Source organism: Bacillus sp. AR13-1, assembly GCF_008042285.1.
Taxonomy (GTDB): Bacteria; Bacillota; Bacilli; order Bacillales; family Bacillaceae_G; genus Bacillus_A; species Bacillus_A mycoides.
In genome coordinates this window covers 387,827-403,493 of the sequence record NZ_QNUA01000010.1, presented here as the reverse complement: position 1 = coordinate 403,493, position 15,667 = coordinate 387,827, and the positions used below count along the sequence as shown (strand labels likewise).

The window sequence follows — 15,667 nt, the reverse complement described above, 5'->3', positions numbered from 1 at the left end:
GGTTAATTATATGAGATGAAAAATATAAAGTCAATAGGTGAAGGGATAAAAAAGAGCGCTATAGTTAACGCTCTTTTTTAGACTGTTTCTCGCTCAATTAAATGGAATGAAAGTTCTTCTGTACTGCCGATAATTTGCTCGCTTTGAATTTGTTTATAGAATAAAGAAAAAGCATGTGAGCCCATTGTGAGACCGGGATGTTCAATAGTTGTAATTTCTAATGCTTTTGAAATTTCATGGTTATCAAATCCCAGGATAGCGAGGTCTTCAGGTATGCGAATGCCATGTTTTTTTGCCTCTGTTAATAAACCAGCGGCAACTTGATCGTTCGCTGTAACAATAGCGGTTGGGCGATTTTTCATACTTAAAATGCGATGGAGTACTTGTGCCCCGTCCTGCATCGTATAACATTGATGAAAAACCCAATCAGGGTGCACTGTTTTTCCTTCTTGACGAAGAGTATCGGCGAAAGCTTTTTCACGCTCGATTGAATTAGCACTTGTTTTTCTTGCTAAACAAATGCCGATTTTTTCATGACCTTTACTGAGTAAATAGGAAGTACCAAGGCGGAATCCTTCGTAATGATCTACATAGACAGATGAAATGAGGGGATGTTTCATTTTTTCACATGAAATAATAGGGGCAAATTTTGCGAACGGTTCAATTTGTTCCCATGAACTCGTGCGAGAGCAAATAATCATCCCGTCAAATTGCTTCATTTTCATCATTTCAAGAACGCGAATTTCTTCAATACTATCGTAATTCGTTTGGCATAAATTAATATGATATCCAGCTGCTAACGCTTCGTTTCCGATTCCTTCAATGATCGTGCTAAAGTACGGAAGATTAATAAAAGGTAGCATAACGCCAATTGTATATGTTTTACCCTTTATTAAATGGATAGCATTTATATTTTTTGCATAGTTCAATTCTTCAACTGCATCTAAAACACGCTTACGTTTTTCCTCTTTTACGTAAGGATGATTATTAAGGACACGAGAAACAGTTGATATAGATACACCAGCAGTTTTTGCAATTTGTTTTATATTGGCCATATGTATCACCTCTTTCCTTAATTATAAGGGGAAAATGATAAGAATGAAAAAAATCTTGACCTGAAAAGCTTTTCACAATCTATGTTATAAGCATGACTTCTGTTGTTCGCGTAACCTTTTTATTTGGGCGTAAGAATAGTGGGGTCTTTTTTGTATGTCTGCAAAGAATTTTTGTCAGAATGTGTGAGAATAACGTGGAAAGTTTTCGGAGGAGGCGTTTGATAACGAAGCGAATAGTAGAGAGTATAAACGCTTCACTCGTTAAGAGAGCGGTATGAAAGGGCGGAAACAAATTGAAAAAAGGAATCATTTGTTTCGTGTTTTCTAGTGTAATACTTAGCTCATGTTCATTTCAGCAAACGATGCAAGAAGAAAAAACATTTGTAGGAACAACAGGAGGGGCTAAGGACCGTGTTACTGATCCGATTCCGCTAAAGGAACTTCCAAAATATTTTCCGGCGAAGTTTAAAGTTCCAACGTTTTTACCTTATGACATTACGAGTGATGTGCAGGGAGAGGTAAGAACGATGGGAAAGAAGAATGCTGTCTTAACGATTAAATATAAGCAACAAGAGAAAGGAAGGCACGATTATATAGAATTAACAGTGGCCAACTTTTCTTACAGTTTTCCATACCTCGTAGAAGAAAATCGATTTCAAGAACAAATGAAATTGAATAATGGAGCACCTGCTTATTTTAAAAATAAGGATGATTACGAGCGAGGGGACGAATTTGCTACGCTTATATGGAAAGAGAAGGGGATTGAATATCAGCTATTATATCGTAATGTAGATGAGAAAGATGAAGATGTGATTAAACAAAATCTACTGTACATTGCGAACAATATGGAATAAAAAACTAGCTGTATCGTGCAGCTAGTTTTTGTATGTTATTTCTTTTTAATTTTGCCTGACCAAGATTTAAATCCACCTTTTAATTGGTAGAAATCTGTGTAGCCTTGTTTTTTTAAGTATTGAGCTGCACGACCTGTACGGAATCCGCTTTGGCAATATAAATAAACCGGTTGATCTTGGCGAAGTTCTTTGTGGCGAAGGCGAATTTGTGATAATGGAATGTTACGCGCACCTAAAATATGTCCCGCGTTAAATTCATCTGCTTCGCGAATATCGATAAGCTGTGCTTTACGGTAGCCAGCGCGAAATTCTTCTTCTGAAAGTGTTTTAATTAATTTTTTCTGATAGAAATACATCCATACAGTGTAGCCGATGAATGCTGCAATTGCGGCTAGTATAATAATCAAGTTTGTTGACACGATTCTATCGCTCCCTTTTTTCTTATCCTACTTTCAATATTATAATGCCCATATGTATTTATGCAACAGATTCATTTGTATATAAGAAGAAATTTCGTATTCTTTCACAAATTTTGTCGAATTTGGTAGACTAGAGAATGTGAAAAATAATTGGTTATATGAGGTGCAGGATGGGAAAAGAAAAATGGTGTTATATTAACTCTGGTCAATGTTCACCAGCATTTAATATGGCGTTAGATGAATGTTTATTAAATTGGCAAAGTGAAAAGAAAATGCCACCAACAATTCGTTTTTACGAATGGGAAGTACCAACATTAACAGTCGGGTATTTCCAGCGTGTTGAAAAAGATATAAATATGGATGTAGTTAACGAAAAAAAATATGGATTCGTTCGTCGTCAAACAGGCGGCAGGGGTGTACTACATGATAAAGAATTAACGTACAGTGTTATTGTGTCTGAAGATCATCCGGATATGCCAAAAACAGTTACAGAAGCATACCGCGTTATTTCGCAAGGCTTATTAGACGGTTTTAAGGCATTAGGATTAGAAGCGTATTATGCAGTTCCGAAAACAGAAGAGGATCGTGAGAATTTAAAAAATCCGCGTTCAGGAGTATGTTTTGATGCACCATCTTGGTATGAAATTGTAGTTGAAGGAAGAAAAATCGCAGGTAGTGCTCAAACACGTCAAAAAGGTGTTATCTTACAGCACGGTTCTATTCCGTTAGAAATAGATTTAGATGAGTTATACGATCTATTTTTATTCCCGAATGAACGTGTAAAAGAGCGTATGAAAAACATGTTTTCTTCTAAAGCGGTAGCGATTAATGAGTTGACAGACCGTACATTTACGATTGAACAGTTAATTAAAGCGTTTGAAACTGGATTTGAAAAAGGTTTAGATATAGAGCTTGTGCCGTATGAACTAACAGAAGAACAGCTTCATGAAGTTCAAACTTTAGCAAAAGAGAAGTATGAAAGTAATGAATGGAATTATAAAAAATAAGGAGATGGCGACCGCCATCTCCTTATTTTTATAGTAAATTAAGTACTTTTTCTACTTTGATTCCTTTATCTTGTAAAGAACGAAGGCGATTTACAACGTCCATAATTTCTTTGTCGAATGTAACGCTAATACCTTGGCTTTGTAGCTCTTTTTTTAATCCTTCAATAGAATCATCTATGTCGATGCCAAGCTCGTAATCTTGACAAACTTCAATTGTCTTTTTCACAAGTTTAACATAATTTTCTTGTAGTTTTGTATTTGTTTCAGTCAAAGCAGGTTGCTTCGGTTTTGCAGGAGTAACCGGTGCTGTCTCTTGCTTTGTAACTGGAGTAGGTACTGTTTTTTTCACAGGTGCTGGAGTAGATAGTTCTACAGCTGCTTCAACACTTACTGACTTCGGCGTTGGTACCGGAGTAGGCTTAGGTGTTATAGCGGGTGTTTCTACACGCATAACAGGTTTAGGAGCGGGTGTAACTGCTTTAGGAGCCTCTACAACTACTTCTTTGTTCGGAGTAGCTTCTACAACTGTTTCTTCTTGCTCAGCAGCTTCTTTATTTTCTTTGCTCCACATAACGCGTTCAATTTCTAGAGAAACATTGTTCTTATTCATCGCTGTTAATGTAACTTTACCAACTTCCGCGTTCCCAGTGAAATCAACAATTTTATAAATAACACTCTTGTTCCAATCCACGTTTCCGCTCAAAAATAATTCTTCGTTACATTTCGGCGTTAAGCCCTCGATTTTAATTTCTGCGTTTACACCGTTTTCACTGTATACCATAATTAGCGAAGCATTTACATCTTCGTCTGCTAACATTAGTTCACGTACCATTTTGCCGGTGCGTACTTGCGTTTTCTTCTTAACTGACATCTAATTTCTCCTCTCAAAAATTCAGTAATAATAAAAAAATCGTATAACGAAAAATAATTGCTCACGAAGATTTATGATACCGATAATAAAAGCATCACGTCAACAATTAACTTTAATTATTTTGCATTTTTCTTATTTTCTTTATGAAATTTTTCAATTTGTAAAATTAGACAGAAGAAAAACAGCCGTTTGAAGGGCTGTTAAAAATTTGATTTTTTGTATAGTAATTTATATAAAATATAAAATAGAATAGCGATTAAAGCGTTTTGCCCAAAGGTTAGATGATAAATGAGATAAGGTTGTTTTTTGAAATAGACATTTAAAAATACAGCTGAACAAAATGGAGTAGCAAATGCAAATCCAAATAGAATCCTTCTTTTCCAATTCATCTTTTGATCAAAGGAATAGCGCTTTAACAAATATAAAATGAAAAGTATGCCTAGTATAATAAGTGAAACGAACAAAGTGGTTCCAGGGATGCTAAAAGCTGGGCTTAATTGTTCGATATTCTTCCCGAAGATTAAAATGAAAGTCGAAACAAGTGCATCTATTCCAAACTGTATAGCAAGAAGTAAGCTAATAATAAAACCGATTAAAGAAGTTTTTTCTAGCTTTGTTTGGGTTGGTAAAGCTGATATAAGTTCATCACAGTAAGATCGTAAATCATTTCCGAAAATATCATAAGCATTTTTATTTTCTGCTTGTGCTTCGATGAGATGATCTAATATTTCTAATAAAAGTTCTTCTACTTGATGTTCGGGTACGTTAGATAACCGAAGATATACTAACATATCACCGTAAGCAGCTTCGTTTTCAGGTGTTAGAAATTCGCGTTTTTTATTGTTCAATTCAACCATGTCTTGCGCCTTCATCTCTATCACTCCCCTTGTAATAAGTTATTTACCGTCGTTGAAACCATTCCCCAACTTTTTTTAAATTCTTCAAGCTGTTCTAATCCTTTATCGGTTACGTGATAATATTTTCGTTTTGGACCGAGTGAGGAAGCTTTTAATGTTCCTTCAATAAGTTTCTCTTTTTGCATGCGTAACAATAAAGGATAGATGCTTCCTTCACTTACGAATGTAAAGCCGTGTTTATTTAATTTTGTACTTAGTTCATATCCGTACACTTCTTCTTGTGAAATGATATATAGAATGCAACCTTCTAGTACACCTTTTAACATTTGGCTGTGCATGATTTCACCACCTTTTATCCAGGTAACTTGCCTTGCAAGGTAGCTGTTATCCGAATTATAACAGTCAGTAACTTGCAACGCAAGTTACTGAAGTGGAAAACTTTAATCTGTGTTAATTTTCATGTGCTTCCCATACTAACGAGAGGAGGGAAGCACATGAAACCATTTATGCCAAAACTCGTTTACTTTGAACCGAGGGCACTCGAATATCCGCTTGGAAAAGAGCTTTATGAGAAGTTTACGAAGATGGGATTAGAAATTCGTGAAACGACATCACATAATCAAATTAGAAATTTTCCAGGGGAAAATGAATTGCAAAAGTATCGTAATGCAAAAGCAACACTTGTCGTTGGGGTGAGGAAGACGTTAAAGTTCGATACATCAAAACCTTCAGCTGAATATGCAATCCCGCTTGCAACAGGATGTATGGGACATTGTCATTATTGTTATTTGCAAACGACACTTGGGAGCAAACCTTACGTAAGGGTGTATGTGAATCTAGATGAAATATTTGAGAAGGCAAAGCAATATATGGATGAAAGGGCCCCTGAAATAACAAGATTTGAAGCGGCGTGTACATCAGACATCGTTGGAATTGATCATTTGACACATGCATTAAAGCGGGCGATAGAGTTTATCGGAGAAAGTGAACATGGACGTTTACGTTTCGTTACGAAATATTCGCATGTTGATCATTTATTAGATGCAAAGCATAATGGGAAAACGCGTTTTCGATTTAGTATTAATTCACGTTATGTGATTAAAAATTTTGAACCAGGGACATCGCCATTTGAAGAGCGAATTGAGGCTGCTCGTAAAGTAGCGGGGGCTAATTATCCTCTTGGCTTTATTGTTGCGCCAATTTATATGCATGAAGGGTGGGAAGAAGGGTACCGTGAATTGTTTGAACGATTGTACAATGAGTTAAAAGACATGACGATACCAAATTTAACGTTCGAATTAATTCAACATCGTTTTACGAAACCAGCCAAAAAAATCATTCAAGAACGTTATCCGAATACGAAACTTGAAATGGATGAAGAGAAGCGGAAATATAAATGGGGACGATACGGTATTGGGAAATATGTATATCAAAAGGATGATGCAGAAGTATTGGAAGAAACAATACGAGGTTATATATATGAGTATTTTCCCGATGCAGAAATTCAATATTTTACATAAGGGAAATCTGGATTCTTTTTTTGTTTTATATATTTAGGCTCGTTTCCACCTTGTCACGTTATTCTTTCTGGTGTATCATTTTATTGATTGCTTCGTACGGAATAAGCAAAATGAAATTGGATGGAGGAAACCGATGCCTACCCCTAGTATGGAAGATTATATTGAACAAATTTATTTGTTGATTGATGAAAAGGGTTATGCCCGTGTATCTGATATTGCTGAAGCGCTTAGTGTACATCCATCCTCTGTAACAAAAATGGTACAAAAATTAGACAAAGACGAATATCTAATTTATGAAAAATATAGAGGGCTTGTATTAACATCAAAAGGTAAAAAAATCGGAGAACGTCTCGTATATCGTCATGAATTGTTAGAACAGTTTATGCGCATTATCGGTGTGGATGAAAGCAAAATTTATAATGATGTAGAAGGAATTGAACATCATTTAAGTTGGGAATCAATTGACCGTATCGGTGATTTAGTACAATACTTTGAACAAGATGAAGTTCGAGTAGAAACACTTCGTGGTGTTCAAAAAGCAAATGAAGAGAAAAGTAATTAAGGGGAACGTGTGGCGTTTCCTTTTTTATTTCAATCGAAAAGGACGGGAGAATCATGAAAGCGATTATTTTTGATTTTGATGGATTAATTGTGGACACAGAAACAATATGGTTTCACTCTTTCAGAGATGCTGTTCGTGAATACGGCAGCGAGTTACCTTTAGAGGAATTTGCGAAATGTATTGGAACGACAGATGAAGTGCTTTATGCATATTTAAAAGAGCAATTAAAAGAAAAGTTTAATGAGCATACATTAAAGGAAAAAGTAACAACTTTACATAAAGAAAAAATGAAAATACCGAAAGCACGTGACGGTGTAAAAGAATATTTAGAAGAAGCGAAAGAACTTGGATTAAAAATCGCATTAGCCTCTAGCTCATCTAGAGAGTGGGTCGTTCTTTTTTTAGAAGAGTTACAGATTAGAGAGTATTTTGAAGTGATTAAAACGAGAGAAGATGTCGAGAAAGTAAAACCAGATCCAGCTCTTTATAAAGCTGCGATAGAAGAATTAGGAGTTGAACCATCGGAAGCTGTTGTATTTGAAGATTCATTAAATGGATTGAAAGCAGCAATTGCAGCAGGATTAAAATGTGTCGTCGTACCTAATGATGTGACAAGAAATTTACAATTTGAAAACCATCACCTTCGTATCGAAAGTATGAAAGATAAAAGTTTGAAAGAAGTACTTCAACATATAAAGTGAAACTTTAATCAGTCGGGGCTTTTCTCATCCCCACTGATTATTTGCCCATACTAATTGAGATAAAAAAGACCGTATTTCCTAAAAGGAAGCACGGTCTTTCTTTTTGTTTTTTTTACCTTCAATGACAGTTAAATGAGATTGTTTTCTTTTTCTTTTCAACGATGGAGAATTACCCTTTTTCCCCTTGTCATCAGAAGCATTTCGTTTCAAGAAAGAATTACTTAGGGGTGCTACATTTTGTTTCCCGTGTTTGCGGTTCGATTGTTTCGCTGCACGCTTATATGAGCTTTGCGAATTTGCAGAACCACTAGAGTTTGTAAACATTTTGTAGAGTAAGTAAAAGATACCGACGACAGCTAACATGATACCAATGTTTTTCAATACTCCCATTGGATCTGTAATAACAGATGAAACAAGGCCGAATATTGCTAATCCGATAATAAGCACAAATATAGCGAATGTAAACGAACGACCGTTCATAAGGGACACCTCCTAAAAACATATATTAAAATTAGTATATTAACGATGAGGAAAGGAGTTGAACACCATTTTTAAATAATTATTGTTTGTTTTCTAAACGTAATAATTCTTCAAACGATGCGATTGCAACTTCCGCTTGATCATCTGTTGGTTCTTTCGTTGTTAATAGTTGCAGCCATAATCCTGGATATCCAAGTACTCGCAAAACAGGGACATCGCGTAATCGATTGGTAAATTGTAATACTTCAAAAGAAATGCCGAGAACAACTGGAATTAATAAAATTCTGTTTACTACCCTTGCCCAAAGTGGATCTGTAGGAACTAGGAAATAAACAAACATTCCAATAATGACTGTAAATATTATAAAGCTACTGCCACAGCGATAATGGAGGCGAGTTTGCTTTTGAACATTTTCTACAGTCAGTGGAAGGTTATTCTCGTAAGCATTGATTACTTTATGTTCCGCACCGTGGTACTGAAATACCCGCTTAATAAGTGGGGTTAAAGAAATGAAGTATATATAGCTCAATAATAGCATGAGCTTAATGACACTTTCGACAATGATTTGCCCTGTATGAGATGGGAAAATCGGTCTCGTTAATTCAGCTAAAAGTGCAGGAACTGCTGTGAAAATTACTTTACCGAATATGAACGATAAAACGCCAACTGCTGCAACTCCTAATACCATCGTTAATTTTGATTGTTCTTCTTTTTTATTTGCAAGTTGTTCATCTTCTTCTGGGTGGACATCAAATCGTTCTGAAGCAAAGTTTAAATGTTTCGCTCCATTCGCACTTGCATCCACAATAGCGGCAATACCTCGTAAAAATGGAATTTTCTTTAGTAGAGATAATGCTTTATTACGAACGCGTGGTAAACGATAAAATTCAATCGATTTATCTTTACGACGAACCGCTGTAACAGTATATTCTCTACCGCCAAACATAACTCCTTCTATGACTGCCTGCCCGCCATATATTTGTTTTGACTCTTCTGCCATGTTAACACCAACCTGTATTTGTTTCTCTCTTATGTAGAAAAAGAGGCAATTGTCATACTTGGTTTTGTCATCTTGAAATAAGACAATCACCGAGTTTCCTTTATTTTATCGACAAATACAGGCAGATGACAAGGGAAAATGTTACGAGAGTCGGACATTTCTTATTCTTTTTATAGACAAATTTTGCAGGATTTAAACATGCCTCAAAATAGTTTCGGGCATACTAGTGAGCGGAGGTGTCAATGTGAATCAAGAACAATCAACAATAAGAAACTTTGTACAAATTGGTTTATTTGGTGGCTTATTTTGGGGAGGTATATGGTATTTCCTTCATATATTCTCATTTACAGAAGCTGGACCTAACTATTTACTTTTACCGTTTGCATTTGGAGATTGGAAAGAAGGGGTTTGGGGAAATGTACTAGGTATCGTTTGTATGGGACTTCTTTCAATTTTAGTGGCATTTCTCTATAAAGCCCTTTTTAAAAAGTTTGAAGGAGTATTCCCTGGCGTACTATATGGTTTGTTTTGGTGGGCATTATTATTTTTGGGGATGGGGCTAATGGCACCTGTTATTAAAAGTGCACTCCATTTACCGAAAGAAACAATTGTAACGACAATATGTATCTTTATATTATATGGTGTTTTTATTTCGTATTCTGTAGCATTCGAATCGAATAATACAAATAGAGGAGAAGGGGTCGAGAAGACAAACTATTCAAATAAGTGATTCCTATGTTAAAATGTCGTATAGACATTTTTTAATATTAAGGAGTTTTAAGAAAATGAAAAAGTTACTCCTCGTAAATGGTCCTAACCTAAATCGCCTTGGCGTTAGGGAAGTAAATGTATACGGAAAAGGAACGTTAGCGACGCTTGAAACAGATATGAAACACGAAGCAGAGAAAATGGGAGTGGAGTTAGAATGTTTCCAATCGAATCATGAAGGTGCTATTATCGATCGTCTTCATGAGGCTGAAGATATATATGAAGGGATCATTTTAAATCCTGGAGCATTTACGCATTATAGCTATGCGATTCGAGATGCAATTGCGAGCATTTCGATTCCTGTTATTGAAGTACATATTTCTAACATTCACCAGCGTGAATCGTTCCGTCACGAATCTGTGACGGCGGCTGTTTGTGCGGGACAAATTGTTGGATTTGGTTTTTATGGCTATAAGTTAGCGTTATTTGCATTAATGGAGAAATTGAGGGAGGCATAAAGTAATGGAAAAGATCGAGAGATTAAGAAGTGCGTTTGATGAGGCTGGTATTGACGGTATCGTATTAACGAATGAACATAGCCGTAGATATATGGCGAATTTCACAGGAACAGCTGGTGTTGTACTAATTTCAAAAGAGCGTGCTCTATTTATTACAGATTTCCGTTATGTAGAGCAAGCTAGTAAGCAAGCGGTTGGATACGAAATAGTGCAGCATGCAGGATTAATTCTTGATGAAGTTGCGAAACAAGTTAAAGAACTTGGAATTCAAAAGCTAGGATTTGAGCAAGATACTCTTACATATAGCTCTTACGTAACGCATAATGAAGCGATCGAAGCTGAATTCATCCCAACTTCTGGGCTTGTAGAAAAGTTACGCTTGATAAAGACTGATTCAGAGATTAAGATATTAAAGGAAGCTGCACAGATTGCAGATGCTGCCTTTGAGCATATTCTATCATTCATTCGCCCGGGAGTATCTGAAATTGAAGTGTCAAATGAACTTGAATTTTTCATGAGAAAACAAGGAGCAACATCTTCTTCGTTTGATATTATCGTTGCTTCAGGTCTTCGTTCGGCATTACCGCACGGCGTGGCATCTGAAAAAGTGATAGAAAAAGGAGATTTCGTTACATTAGACTTCGGCGCTTATTACAAAGGATATTGCTCTGATATTACTCGTACGATTGCAGTCGGTGAACCATCTGATAAATTAAAAGAAATTTATAATATTGTTTTAGAAGCACAACTACGTGGTGTGAACGGTATTAAAGCTGGTTTAACGGGTCGTGAGGCTGATGCATTAACGCGTGATTACATAACGGAAAAAGGATATGGTGAATACTTCGGACACTCTACTGGTCATGGAATCGGTCTTGAAATCCATGAAGCACCAGGTTTAGCGTTCCGTTCTGATACAGTACTTGAACCAGGTATGGCTGTAACAGTAGAACCAGGTATTTATATTCCAGGTGTTGGCGGGGTACGTATTGAAGATGATATCATTGTAACAAGTGAAGGTAATGAAGTAATAACGAAATCACCAAAAGAACTTATTATTTTGTAATACACAGGAGGATTTTTTTACATGATTTCAGTAAACGATTTTCGTACAGGTTTAACAATTTCAGTGGACAATGCCCTTTGGCAAGTAATGGATTTCCAACACGTAAAGCCAGGTAAAGGTGCTGCATTCGTTCGCTCTAAACTACGTAACCTTCGCACAGGATCTGTTCAAGAGAAAACATTCCGTGCAGGTGAAAAAGTAGAAAAAGCACACATCGAAAACCGTCGTATGCAATACTTATACGCGAGCGGTGAGTCTCACGTATTTATGGATAACGAAACTTATGAGCAAATCGAACTTGGTGAAAACCAAATCGAGCGTGAATTAAAATTCTTAAAAGAAAACATGGGAGTATCTATTATGACATACCAAGATGAAATACTTGGTGTTGAACTTCCGAACACAGTTGAATTAAAAGTTGCAGAAACAGAGCCTGGTATTAAAGGTGACACAGCTTCTAACGTAACAAAACCAGCTAAATTAGAAACTGGTCTTGTTGTACAAGTACCAATCTTCATTAACGAAGGCGAAATGCTTATCATCAACACTGGTGAAGGTAAATACGTTTCTCGTGCATAGTAGAAAAGCACTCGTGATTATCACGAGTGCTTTTTTTATAGGAAATAGGGCAGATAGTAAATTGCAGTTATAGCAAAACTAACTGTGACGAGTGAAAGGGTACCCATAATATATGGAGTCAAAACAATTTGAAACGGGCGTATTTCACCAGTTTCAATACCGGTAAAAGTTTTATTCGTTGCATGATCCATATTGTTATTTCTAAAGGTACTCATAATAATTAACCACGTAATTGCAAATATTGCTAGACTGCCAAGGAAAAAGCTCTCCATAAATGACCAGCCGACCATTTTTGAAAAAAGATAAATAATAGCTAATTCTACTACAATTGTTAAACTAATTTTCAATCCTTTCATATTTTCCCCCCTCATTTTGTACTTCCAACCAATTTGAAAATTTTTCGCATGATACAACATGCAGTACGCAAGGTGATTTTACTTCTTTCTCCAAAGCAGCGTGTACGTCTGGAAATTGTTTTTCCACATGTAATGAAATGTAAGATAGTTTCTCTTGTGCTTTTAAAGAGCGAATGTTATTCGTTTTAGCACCGGCAAATACGTATGTAAGTTGCAAGTCTAAAAAAGCGATTTTAAAGATCTCTTTTTTCGCAGATTCGTTATATCCTCTTCCCCAATATTGATAGCCGAGCCAACTTCCAATATGTGAGTGCTTTTGTTCGTAATTAATATGTTTAAGTGTCGTGAGGCCAATTATTTCATTTTCCTCACTTACAATCACTCTTGATAAGGAGTGTTTTTTTCGTTCCTCTCCAATTGCAAAAAGAATGAACGCCTTTGTATCTTCCACTGATTCTACTTTTATCCCTAATGCATTTTTTACATGTGGATTGCTTGATAGCTCAAAAAGCACATTTGCATATCGTAAATCGAGTGGTAGTAAAGTAACTTGCTTCATCATCTATGCTCCTTTTCTATTAAATATACCATATATTAATGAGAATATTCAGTTTTCTATAAAGTCGATAGAGAAAAATTATGTTTTTACTTCTGAAATAGACAACCTCTGCATATGGTTGTACAAATATATTCTTTTTCAGAATAAGGAAGTAGTAACTGTTATGGGAGAAGGTGGGAGAATGAAACAGTGGCTAGCGGCAATGGAAACATCCGTGCTTGTTATGGGGTTACTTCGGTTGTTTTCAGGAAGCGCGGAAATATTCGCCGCTCTGCTTATGCTTTACGTGAATGATGCGAAGAAAGCATTGTTTATAAATGGTATGTTGGCGTTTGTTGGACCGACCGTATTAATTTTAACAATGACAATTGGCATAGCGAGTGTAGCAAGTGAGATTTCTTTCTTGAAACTCTTTTTTCTAGCACTTGGAATTGGCTGCATTTTTATCGCGTTGTTGAAATAGTAAGTCGAGTATAGTGGGGAGAAGCTTATGAAAGAAGTATTAGAAGTTTTACCGAAAACGATGAAACAGTTAGTTGAAGGCTGTAAACAATACGATACTCTAGAGGAAATTCGCGTTCGAATTGGAAGGCCACTAGAGTGTATCGCACATGGAGAAGTGTTTTTCTATGACTATATCGCTACAGCGGAAGATGCGATCCATTTATTGAATAAATTAAGCCAATTCTCAATTTATACGATGGAAGAGGAATTGAAACGTGGATATGTGACACTACGAGGAGGACATAGAATTGGCCTAGCTGGAAAAGTCATTACAGAAAAAAGTGCAGTGAAAATGATTCGGGATGTCTCTTCTTTTAATATTCGTATTGCCCGTCAAAAAATAGGGATTGCTGAGCCGCTTCTGCCATATCTTTATGAATCGCGATGGTTAAACACGATGGTAATTGGCCCACCGCAAACGGGGAAAACAACACTTTTAAGAGATGTAGCACGCTGTATGAGTCAAGGTGTAAGTGCTTCGAAAATTCCTTCATGTAAAGTGGGGATTGTTGATGAACGATCAGAAATTGCGGGTTGTGTGAAAGGAATCCCGCAATATGACTTTGGCGTGCGAGTAGATGTATTAGACGCTTGTCCAAAAGCTGAAGGAATGATGATGATGATTCGTTCTATGAGCCCAGACATATTAATCGTAGATGAAATTGGACGTAAAGAAGATAGTGAAGCGATTATGGAGGCGGTACATGCAGGTGTTCAGCTTTTTATAAGTGCGCATGGATTTTCTTATGATGACGTTGTGAAACGTCCATCGTTACAGGCGGTGCTGGAACTTGGTGTATTTGATAGGTTTGTGGAATTATCAAAAGCGAGAGGGCCAGGAACAGTTATGCAAGTGAAAGATAGAGATGGAAAACCAGTATTATCCCATAGAAAGGTTCAAGGCGTATGGTGAAAATATTTGGTGCGGTATTAATAGTTGCTGTTAGCACTTTTTTCGGATTTTCATACGCTAAAAGGTACAGTGAGAGACCGCGGCAACTTAGGTTATTGAAGGCAGCATTGCAATCATTAGAAGCTGAAATTATGTATGGACACACGCCGTTATCTGAGGCTGCAGAGCGTTTAGTCAAACAAATGCCGAAGCCGTTAAATTGGATATTTCAAAGCTTTTCGAAACGGCTAGAGGACGGGGAGCAAACAGTTAGAGAAGCTTGGATTGATAGTTTGAAGGAGAACTGGACGTTAACGGCGTTTAAACAAACCGAGTATGAAATCTTACAACAATTTGGTGAAACACTTGGACAACATGATCGTGAATCACAGCAAAAACATATTCGCTTATGTATTACACATTTGGAGAGAGAAGAAGGAGAAGCGAAAGCATTACAACTACAATATGAAAAAATGATAAAGAGTTTAGGGGTACTAGCAGGGCTACTTATCGTAATTTTACTGCTATAGGGGGGAGAAAGGCGATGTCCATTGATGTTGGATTAATATTTCAAATCGCCGGAATCGGCATTGTTTTAGCTTTCATTCATACGGTACTAAAAGAATTAAAGCGAGAGGATATTGCAAATTGGGTTATCCTTGTCGGTTTTGTCGTTATTTTGTTTCATGTTGCATTTTTAATTAATACTCTATTCGACAAGATTAAAAGTGTCTTTCTCTTCCAGTAAAGGAGGCGGTTCGAATCGAAATTATACAAATTGTCGGATTAGGCCTCGTTGCTACATTTTTAGCTGCTGTTTTAAATCAGCATAAGTCTAGTATTACATCGTTATTTATTGTGTTCATTGGTAGCATGATGTTTCTTCTCTTAATCGATCAAATTCATTCTATTTTACAAATGATTGAGAGAGTGGCGAGTGAAGCGAAGGTTAGCAACGTATATGTAGAAACGTTATTGAAAATTATAGGGATTGCTTATATCGCTGAGTTTGGTGCGCAAATTACAAAGGATGCTGGTCAAGGTGCAATCGCTTCGAAAATTGAATTAGCTGGGAAAATCTTAATTCTCGTCATGGCAATTCCTATTTTGACGGTTGTAATTGAAACAATTCTCGGTTTTTTACCTACGGGATAAGGGG

General features: G+C 36.4%; 23 protein-coding genes. 14 read left to right on the top strand and 9 right to left on the bottom strand.

Going from position 1 to position 15,667, the window contains the following annotated elements; all coding sequences use genetic code 11:
- Positions 1 to 77: 77 nt before the first annotated feature.
- Positions 78 to 1,055, bottom strand: coding sequence for a LacI family DNA-binding transcriptional regulator (locus DN408_RS10215; RefSeq protein ID WP_016120797.1), 978 nt, complete (start codon positions 1,053 to 1,055; stop codon positions 78 to 80).
- A 317-nt stretch (positions 1,056 to 1,372) separates the two neighbouring features.
- Here DN408_RS10215 and DN408_RS10210 point away from each other — a divergent pair, with 317 nt between their 5' ends.
- Entirely contained in the window at positions 1,373 to 1,909 is a 537-nt protein-coding gene (locus DN408_RS10210) for a hypothetical protein (RefSeq protein WP_016100627.1), read from the top strand.
- A 35-nt stretch (positions 1,910 to 1,944) separates the two neighbouring features.
- Here the strand turns inward: DN408_RS10210 and DN408_RS10205 are convergent, their stop codons facing one another.
- Positions 1,945 to 2,328 carry a rhodanese-like domain-containing protein gene (locus DN408_RS10205; protein WP_002034000.1) on the bottom strand — a complete coding sequence of 128 codons (384 nt, stop codon included), beginning with the start codon at positions 2,326 to 2,328 and terminating at the stop codon, positions 1,945 to 1,947.
- 170 nt (positions 2,329 to 2,498) lie between these two features.
- Here DN408_RS10205 and DN408_RS10200 point away from each other — a divergent pair, with 170 nt between their 5' ends.
- Positions 2,499 to 3,335: a lipoate--protein ligase family protein gene (locus DN408_RS10200; RefSeq protein WP_016120796.1), complete on the top strand. Its 837-nt coding sequence runs from the start codon at positions 2,499 to 2,501 to the stop codon at positions 3,333 to 3,335.
- Positions 3,336 to 3,363: 28 nt separating this feature from the next.
- Here DN408_RS10200 and DN408_RS10195 read toward each other — a convergent pair whose 3' ends face one another.
- The 3 genes from DN408_RS10195 to DN408_RS10185 form a co-directional block, all read right to left on the bottom strand.
- Complete coding sequence (locus DN408_RS10195) at positions 3,364 to 4,206, bottom strand: hypothetical protein (protein WP_078178175.1); 843 nt, start codon at positions 4,204 to 4,206, stop codon at positions 3,364 to 3,366.
- Positions 4,207 to 4,406: 200 nt separating this feature from the next.
- Complete coding sequence (locus DN408_RS10190; protein WP_144512790.1) at positions 4,407 to 5,078, bottom strand: DUF1129 domain-containing protein; 672 nt, start codon at positions 5,076 to 5,078, stop codon at positions 4,407 to 4,409.
- Positions 5,079 to 5,083: 5 nt separating this feature from the next.
- Entirely contained in the window at positions 5,084 to 5,401 is a 318-nt protein-coding gene (locus DN408_RS10185) for a PadR family transcriptional regulator (RefSeq protein ID WP_000556081.1), read from the bottom strand.
- A gap of 156 nt (positions 5,402 to 5,557) precedes the next feature.
- On the opposite strand from DN408_RS10185, the gene splB reads away from it, so the two are divergent.
- The 3 genes from splB (at position 5,558) to DN408_RS10170 (ending at position 7,846) form a co-directional block, all read left to right on the top strand.
- Positions 5,558 to 6,583 (top strand): spore photoproduct lyase, encoded by a 1,026-nt coding sequence (splB, locus tag DN408_RS10180; protein WP_078178176.1) that lies wholly within the window; start codon positions 5,558 to 5,560, stop codon positions 6,581 to 6,583.
- Between the two features lie 133 nt (positions 6,584 to 6,716).
- The gene (gene mntR / locus DN408_RS10175; RefSeq protein WP_001143080.1) at positions 6,717 to 7,145 is read left to right on the top strand and encodes a transcriptional regulator MntR; all 429 of its coding nucleotides are present in this window, start codon (positions 6,717 to 6,719) and stop codon (positions 7,143 to 7,145) included.
- A 53-nt stretch (positions 7,146 to 7,198) separates the two neighbouring features.
- Positions 7,199 to 7,846 (top strand): HAD family hydrolase, encoded by a 648-nt coding sequence (locus tag DN408_RS10170; RefSeq protein WP_078178177.1) that lies wholly within the window; start codon positions 7,199 to 7,201, stop codon positions 7,844 to 7,846.
- Between the two features lie 78 nt (positions 7,847 to 7,924).
- On the opposite strand, the gene DN408_RS10165 is transcribed toward DN408_RS10170, so the two are convergent.
- Together DN408_RS10165 and DN408_RS10160 are read right to left on the bottom strand one after the other, a co-directional pair.
- Positions 7,925 to 8,326 carry an SA1362 family protein gene (locus DN408_RS10165; RefSeq protein WP_002129056.1) on the bottom strand — a complete coding sequence of 134 codons (402 nt, stop codon included), beginning with the start codon at positions 8,324 to 8,326 and terminating at the stop codon, positions 7,925 to 7,927.
- A gap of 79 nt (positions 8,327 to 8,405) precedes the next feature.
- On the bottom strand, positions 8,406 to 9,326 hold the full coding sequence (locus DN408_RS10160) for a DUF1385 domain-containing protein (RefSeq protein ID WP_002015047.1): 921 nt from the start codon (positions 9,324 to 9,326) through the stop codon (positions 8,406 to 8,408).
- Between the two features lie 244 nt (positions 9,327 to 9,570).
- Between DN408_RS10160 and DN408_RS10155 the strand changes: the two genes are divergently transcribed.
- Genes DN408_RS10155 through efp form a run of 4 tightly spaced genes read left to right on the top strand, consistent with a single transcriptional unit; the run spans position 9,571 to position 12,197 of the window.
- A complete protein-coding gene (locus tag DN408_RS10155) occupies positions 9,571 to 10,056 on the top strand; it encodes a YqhR family membrane protein (RefSeq protein WP_002015048.1) in 486 nt (161 codons plus the stop codon).
- Between the two features lie 55 nt (positions 10,057 to 10,111).
- A complete protein-coding gene (gene aroQ, locus DN408_RS10150) occupies positions 10,112 to 10,552 on the top strand; it encodes a type II 3-dehydroquinate dehydratase (protein WP_002015049.1) in 441 nt (146 codons plus the stop codon).
- 4 nt (positions 10,553 to 10,556) lie between these two features.
- The gene (gene pepQ, locus DN408_RS10145) at positions 10,557 to 11,618 is read left to right on the top strand and encodes a Xaa-Pro dipeptidase (protein WP_002015050.1); all 1,062 of its coding nucleotides are present in this window, start codon (positions 10,557 to 10,559) and stop codon (positions 11,616 to 11,618) included.
- A 21-nt stretch (positions 11,619 to 11,639) separates the two neighbouring features.
- The gene (gene efp / locus DN408_RS10140; protein WP_002129052.1) at positions 11,640 to 12,197 is read left to right on the top strand and encodes an elongation factor P; all 558 of its coding nucleotides are present in this window, start codon (positions 11,640 to 11,642) and stop codon (positions 12,195 to 12,197) included.
- 35 nt (positions 12,198 to 12,232) lie between these two features.
- Here efp and DN408_RS10135 read toward each other — a convergent pair whose 3' ends face one another.
- Both DN408_RS10135 and DN408_RS10130 read right to left on the bottom strand, forming a co-directional pair.
- Positions 12,233 to 12,553: a hypothetical protein gene (locus tag DN408_RS10135; protein WP_002129051.1), complete on the bottom strand. Its 321-nt coding sequence runs from the start codon at positions 12,551 to 12,553 to the stop codon at positions 12,233 to 12,235.
- Positions 12,534 to 13,115, bottom strand: coding sequence for a GNAT family N-acetyltransferase (locus DN408_RS10130; protein ID WP_002129049.1), 582 nt, complete (start codon positions 13,113 to 13,115; stop codon positions 12,534 to 12,536). Before DN408_RS10130 ends, DN408_RS10135 begins: the two co-directional genes overlap by 20 nt.
- A 178-nt stretch (positions 13,116 to 13,293) precedes the next feature.
- Here DN408_RS10130 and DN408_RS10125 point away from each other — a divergent pair, with 178 nt between their 5' ends.
- The 5 genes from DN408_RS10125 to spoIIIAD are packed head-to-tail and all read left to right on the top strand — an operon-like array spanning position 13,294 to position 15,663.
- Positions 13,294 to 13,575, top strand: coding sequence for a YqhV family protein (locus tag DN408_RS10125; RefSeq protein ID WP_000816054.1), 282 nt, complete (start codon positions 13,294 to 13,296; stop codon positions 13,573 to 13,575).
- A 27-nt stretch (positions 13,576 to 13,602) separates the two neighbouring features.
- Positions 13,603 to 14,529 (top strand): stage III sporulation protein AA, encoded by a 927-nt coding sequence (spoIIIAA, locus tag DN408_RS10120; protein ID WP_002088576.1) that lies wholly within the window; start codon positions 13,603 to 13,605, stop codon positions 14,527 to 14,529.
- Complete coding sequence (gene spoIIIAB, locus DN408_RS10115; protein WP_002088574.1) at positions 14,523 to 15,038, top strand: stage III sporulation protein SpoIIIAB; 516 nt, start codon at positions 14,523 to 14,525, stop codon at positions 15,036 to 15,038. The genes spoIIIAA and spoIIIAB overlap by 7 nt, the downstream gene beginning before the upstream one ends.
- A 14-nt stretch (positions 15,039 to 15,052) precedes the next feature.
- Positions 15,053 to 15,256: a stage III sporulation protein AC gene (gene spoIIIAC, locus DN408_RS10110; protein WP_000020914.1), complete on the top strand. Its 204-nt coding sequence runs from the start codon at positions 15,053 to 15,055 to the stop codon at positions 15,254 to 15,256.
- A 23-nt stretch (positions 15,257 to 15,279) separates the two neighbouring features.
- Entirely contained in the window at positions 15,280 to 15,663 is a 384-nt protein-coding gene (spoIIIAD, locus tag DN408_RS10105; protein ID WP_078172833.1) for a stage III sporulation protein AD, read from the top strand.
- The last annotated feature ends 4 nt before the right edge of the window (positions 15,664 to 15,667 follow it).

What these genes read in the sequence shown, in the direction of transcription:
- spoIIIAB (WP_002088574.1), top strand. Translation starts at nt 14,523, where the DNA reads ATGGTGAAAATATTTGGTGCGGTATTAATAGTTGCTGTTAGCACTTTT.
- spoIIIAC (WP_000020914.1), top strand. Translation starts at nt 15,053, where the DNA reads ATGTCCATTGATGTTGGATTAATATTTCAAATCGCCGGAATCGGCATT.
- DN408_RS10200 (WP_016120796.1), top strand. Translation starts at nt 2,499, where the DNA reads ATGGGAAAAGAAAAATGGTGTTATATTAACTCTGGTCAATGTTCACCA.
- DN408_RS10165 (WP_002129056.1), bottom strand. Translation starts at nt 8,326, where the DNA reads ATGAACGGTCGTTCGTTTACATTCGCTATATTTGTGCTTATTATCGGA.
- DN408_RS10130 (WP_002129049.1), bottom strand. Translation starts at nt 13,115, where the DNA reads ATGATGAAGCAAGTTACTTTACTACCACTCGATTTACGATATGCAAAT.
- DN408_RS10135 (WP_002129051.1), bottom strand. Translation starts at nt 12,553, where the DNA reads ATGAAAGGATTGAAAATTAGTTTAACAATTGTAGTAGAATTAGCTATT.
- splB (WP_078178176.1), top strand. Translation starts at nt 5,558, where the DNA reads ATGAAACCATTTATGCCAAAACTCGTTTACTTTGAACCGAGGGCACTC.
- mntR (WP_001143080.1), top strand. Translation starts at nt 6,717, where the DNA reads ATGCCTACCCCTAGTATGGAAGATTATATTGAACAAATTTATTTGTTG.
- spoIIIAA (WP_002088576.1), top strand. Translation starts at nt 13,603, where the DNA reads ATGAAAGAAGTATTAGAAGTTTTACCGAAAACGATGAAACAGTTAGTT.
- DN408_RS10125 (WP_000816054.1), top strand. Translation starts at nt 13,294, where the DNA reads ATGAAACAGTGGCTAGCGGCAATGGAAACATCCGTGCTTGTTATGGGG.
- DN408_RS10170 (WP_078178177.1), top strand. Translation starts at nt 7,199, where the DNA reads ATGAAAGCGATTATTTTTGATTTTGATGGATTAATTGTGGACACAGAA.
- DN408_RS10185 (WP_000556081.1), bottom strand. Translation starts at nt 5,401, where the DNA reads ATGCACAGCCAAATGTTAAAAGGTGTACTAGAAGGTTGCATTCTATAT.
- DN408_RS10190 (WP_144512790.1), bottom strand. Translation starts at nt 5,078, where the DNA reads ATGAAGGCGCAAGACATGGTTGAATTGAACAATAAAAAACGCGAATTT.
- DN408_RS10195 (WP_078178175.1), bottom strand. Translation starts at nt 4,206, where the DNA reads ATGTCAGTTAAGAAGAAAACGCAAGTACGCACCGGCAAAATGGTACGT.
- DN408_RS10160 (WP_002015047.1), bottom strand. Translation starts at nt 9,326, where the DNA reads ATGGCAGAAGAGTCAAAACAAATATATGGCGGGCAGGCAGTCATAGAA.
- aroQ (WP_002015049.1), top strand. Translation starts at nt 10,112, where the DNA reads ATGAAAAAGTTACTCCTCGTAAATGGTCCTAACCTAAATCGCCTTGGC.
- pepQ (WP_002015050.1), top strand. Translation starts at nt 10,557, where the DNA reads ATGGAAAAGATCGAGAGATTAAGAAGTGCGTTTGATGAGGCTGGTATT.
- efp (WP_002129052.1), top strand. Translation starts at nt 11,640, where the DNA reads ATGATTTCAGTAAACGATTTTCGTACAGGTTTAACAATTTCAGTGGAC.
- DN408_RS10215 (WP_016120797.1), bottom strand. Translation starts at nt 1,055, where the DNA reads ATGGCCAATATAAAACAAATTGCAAAAACTGCTGGTGTATCTATATCA.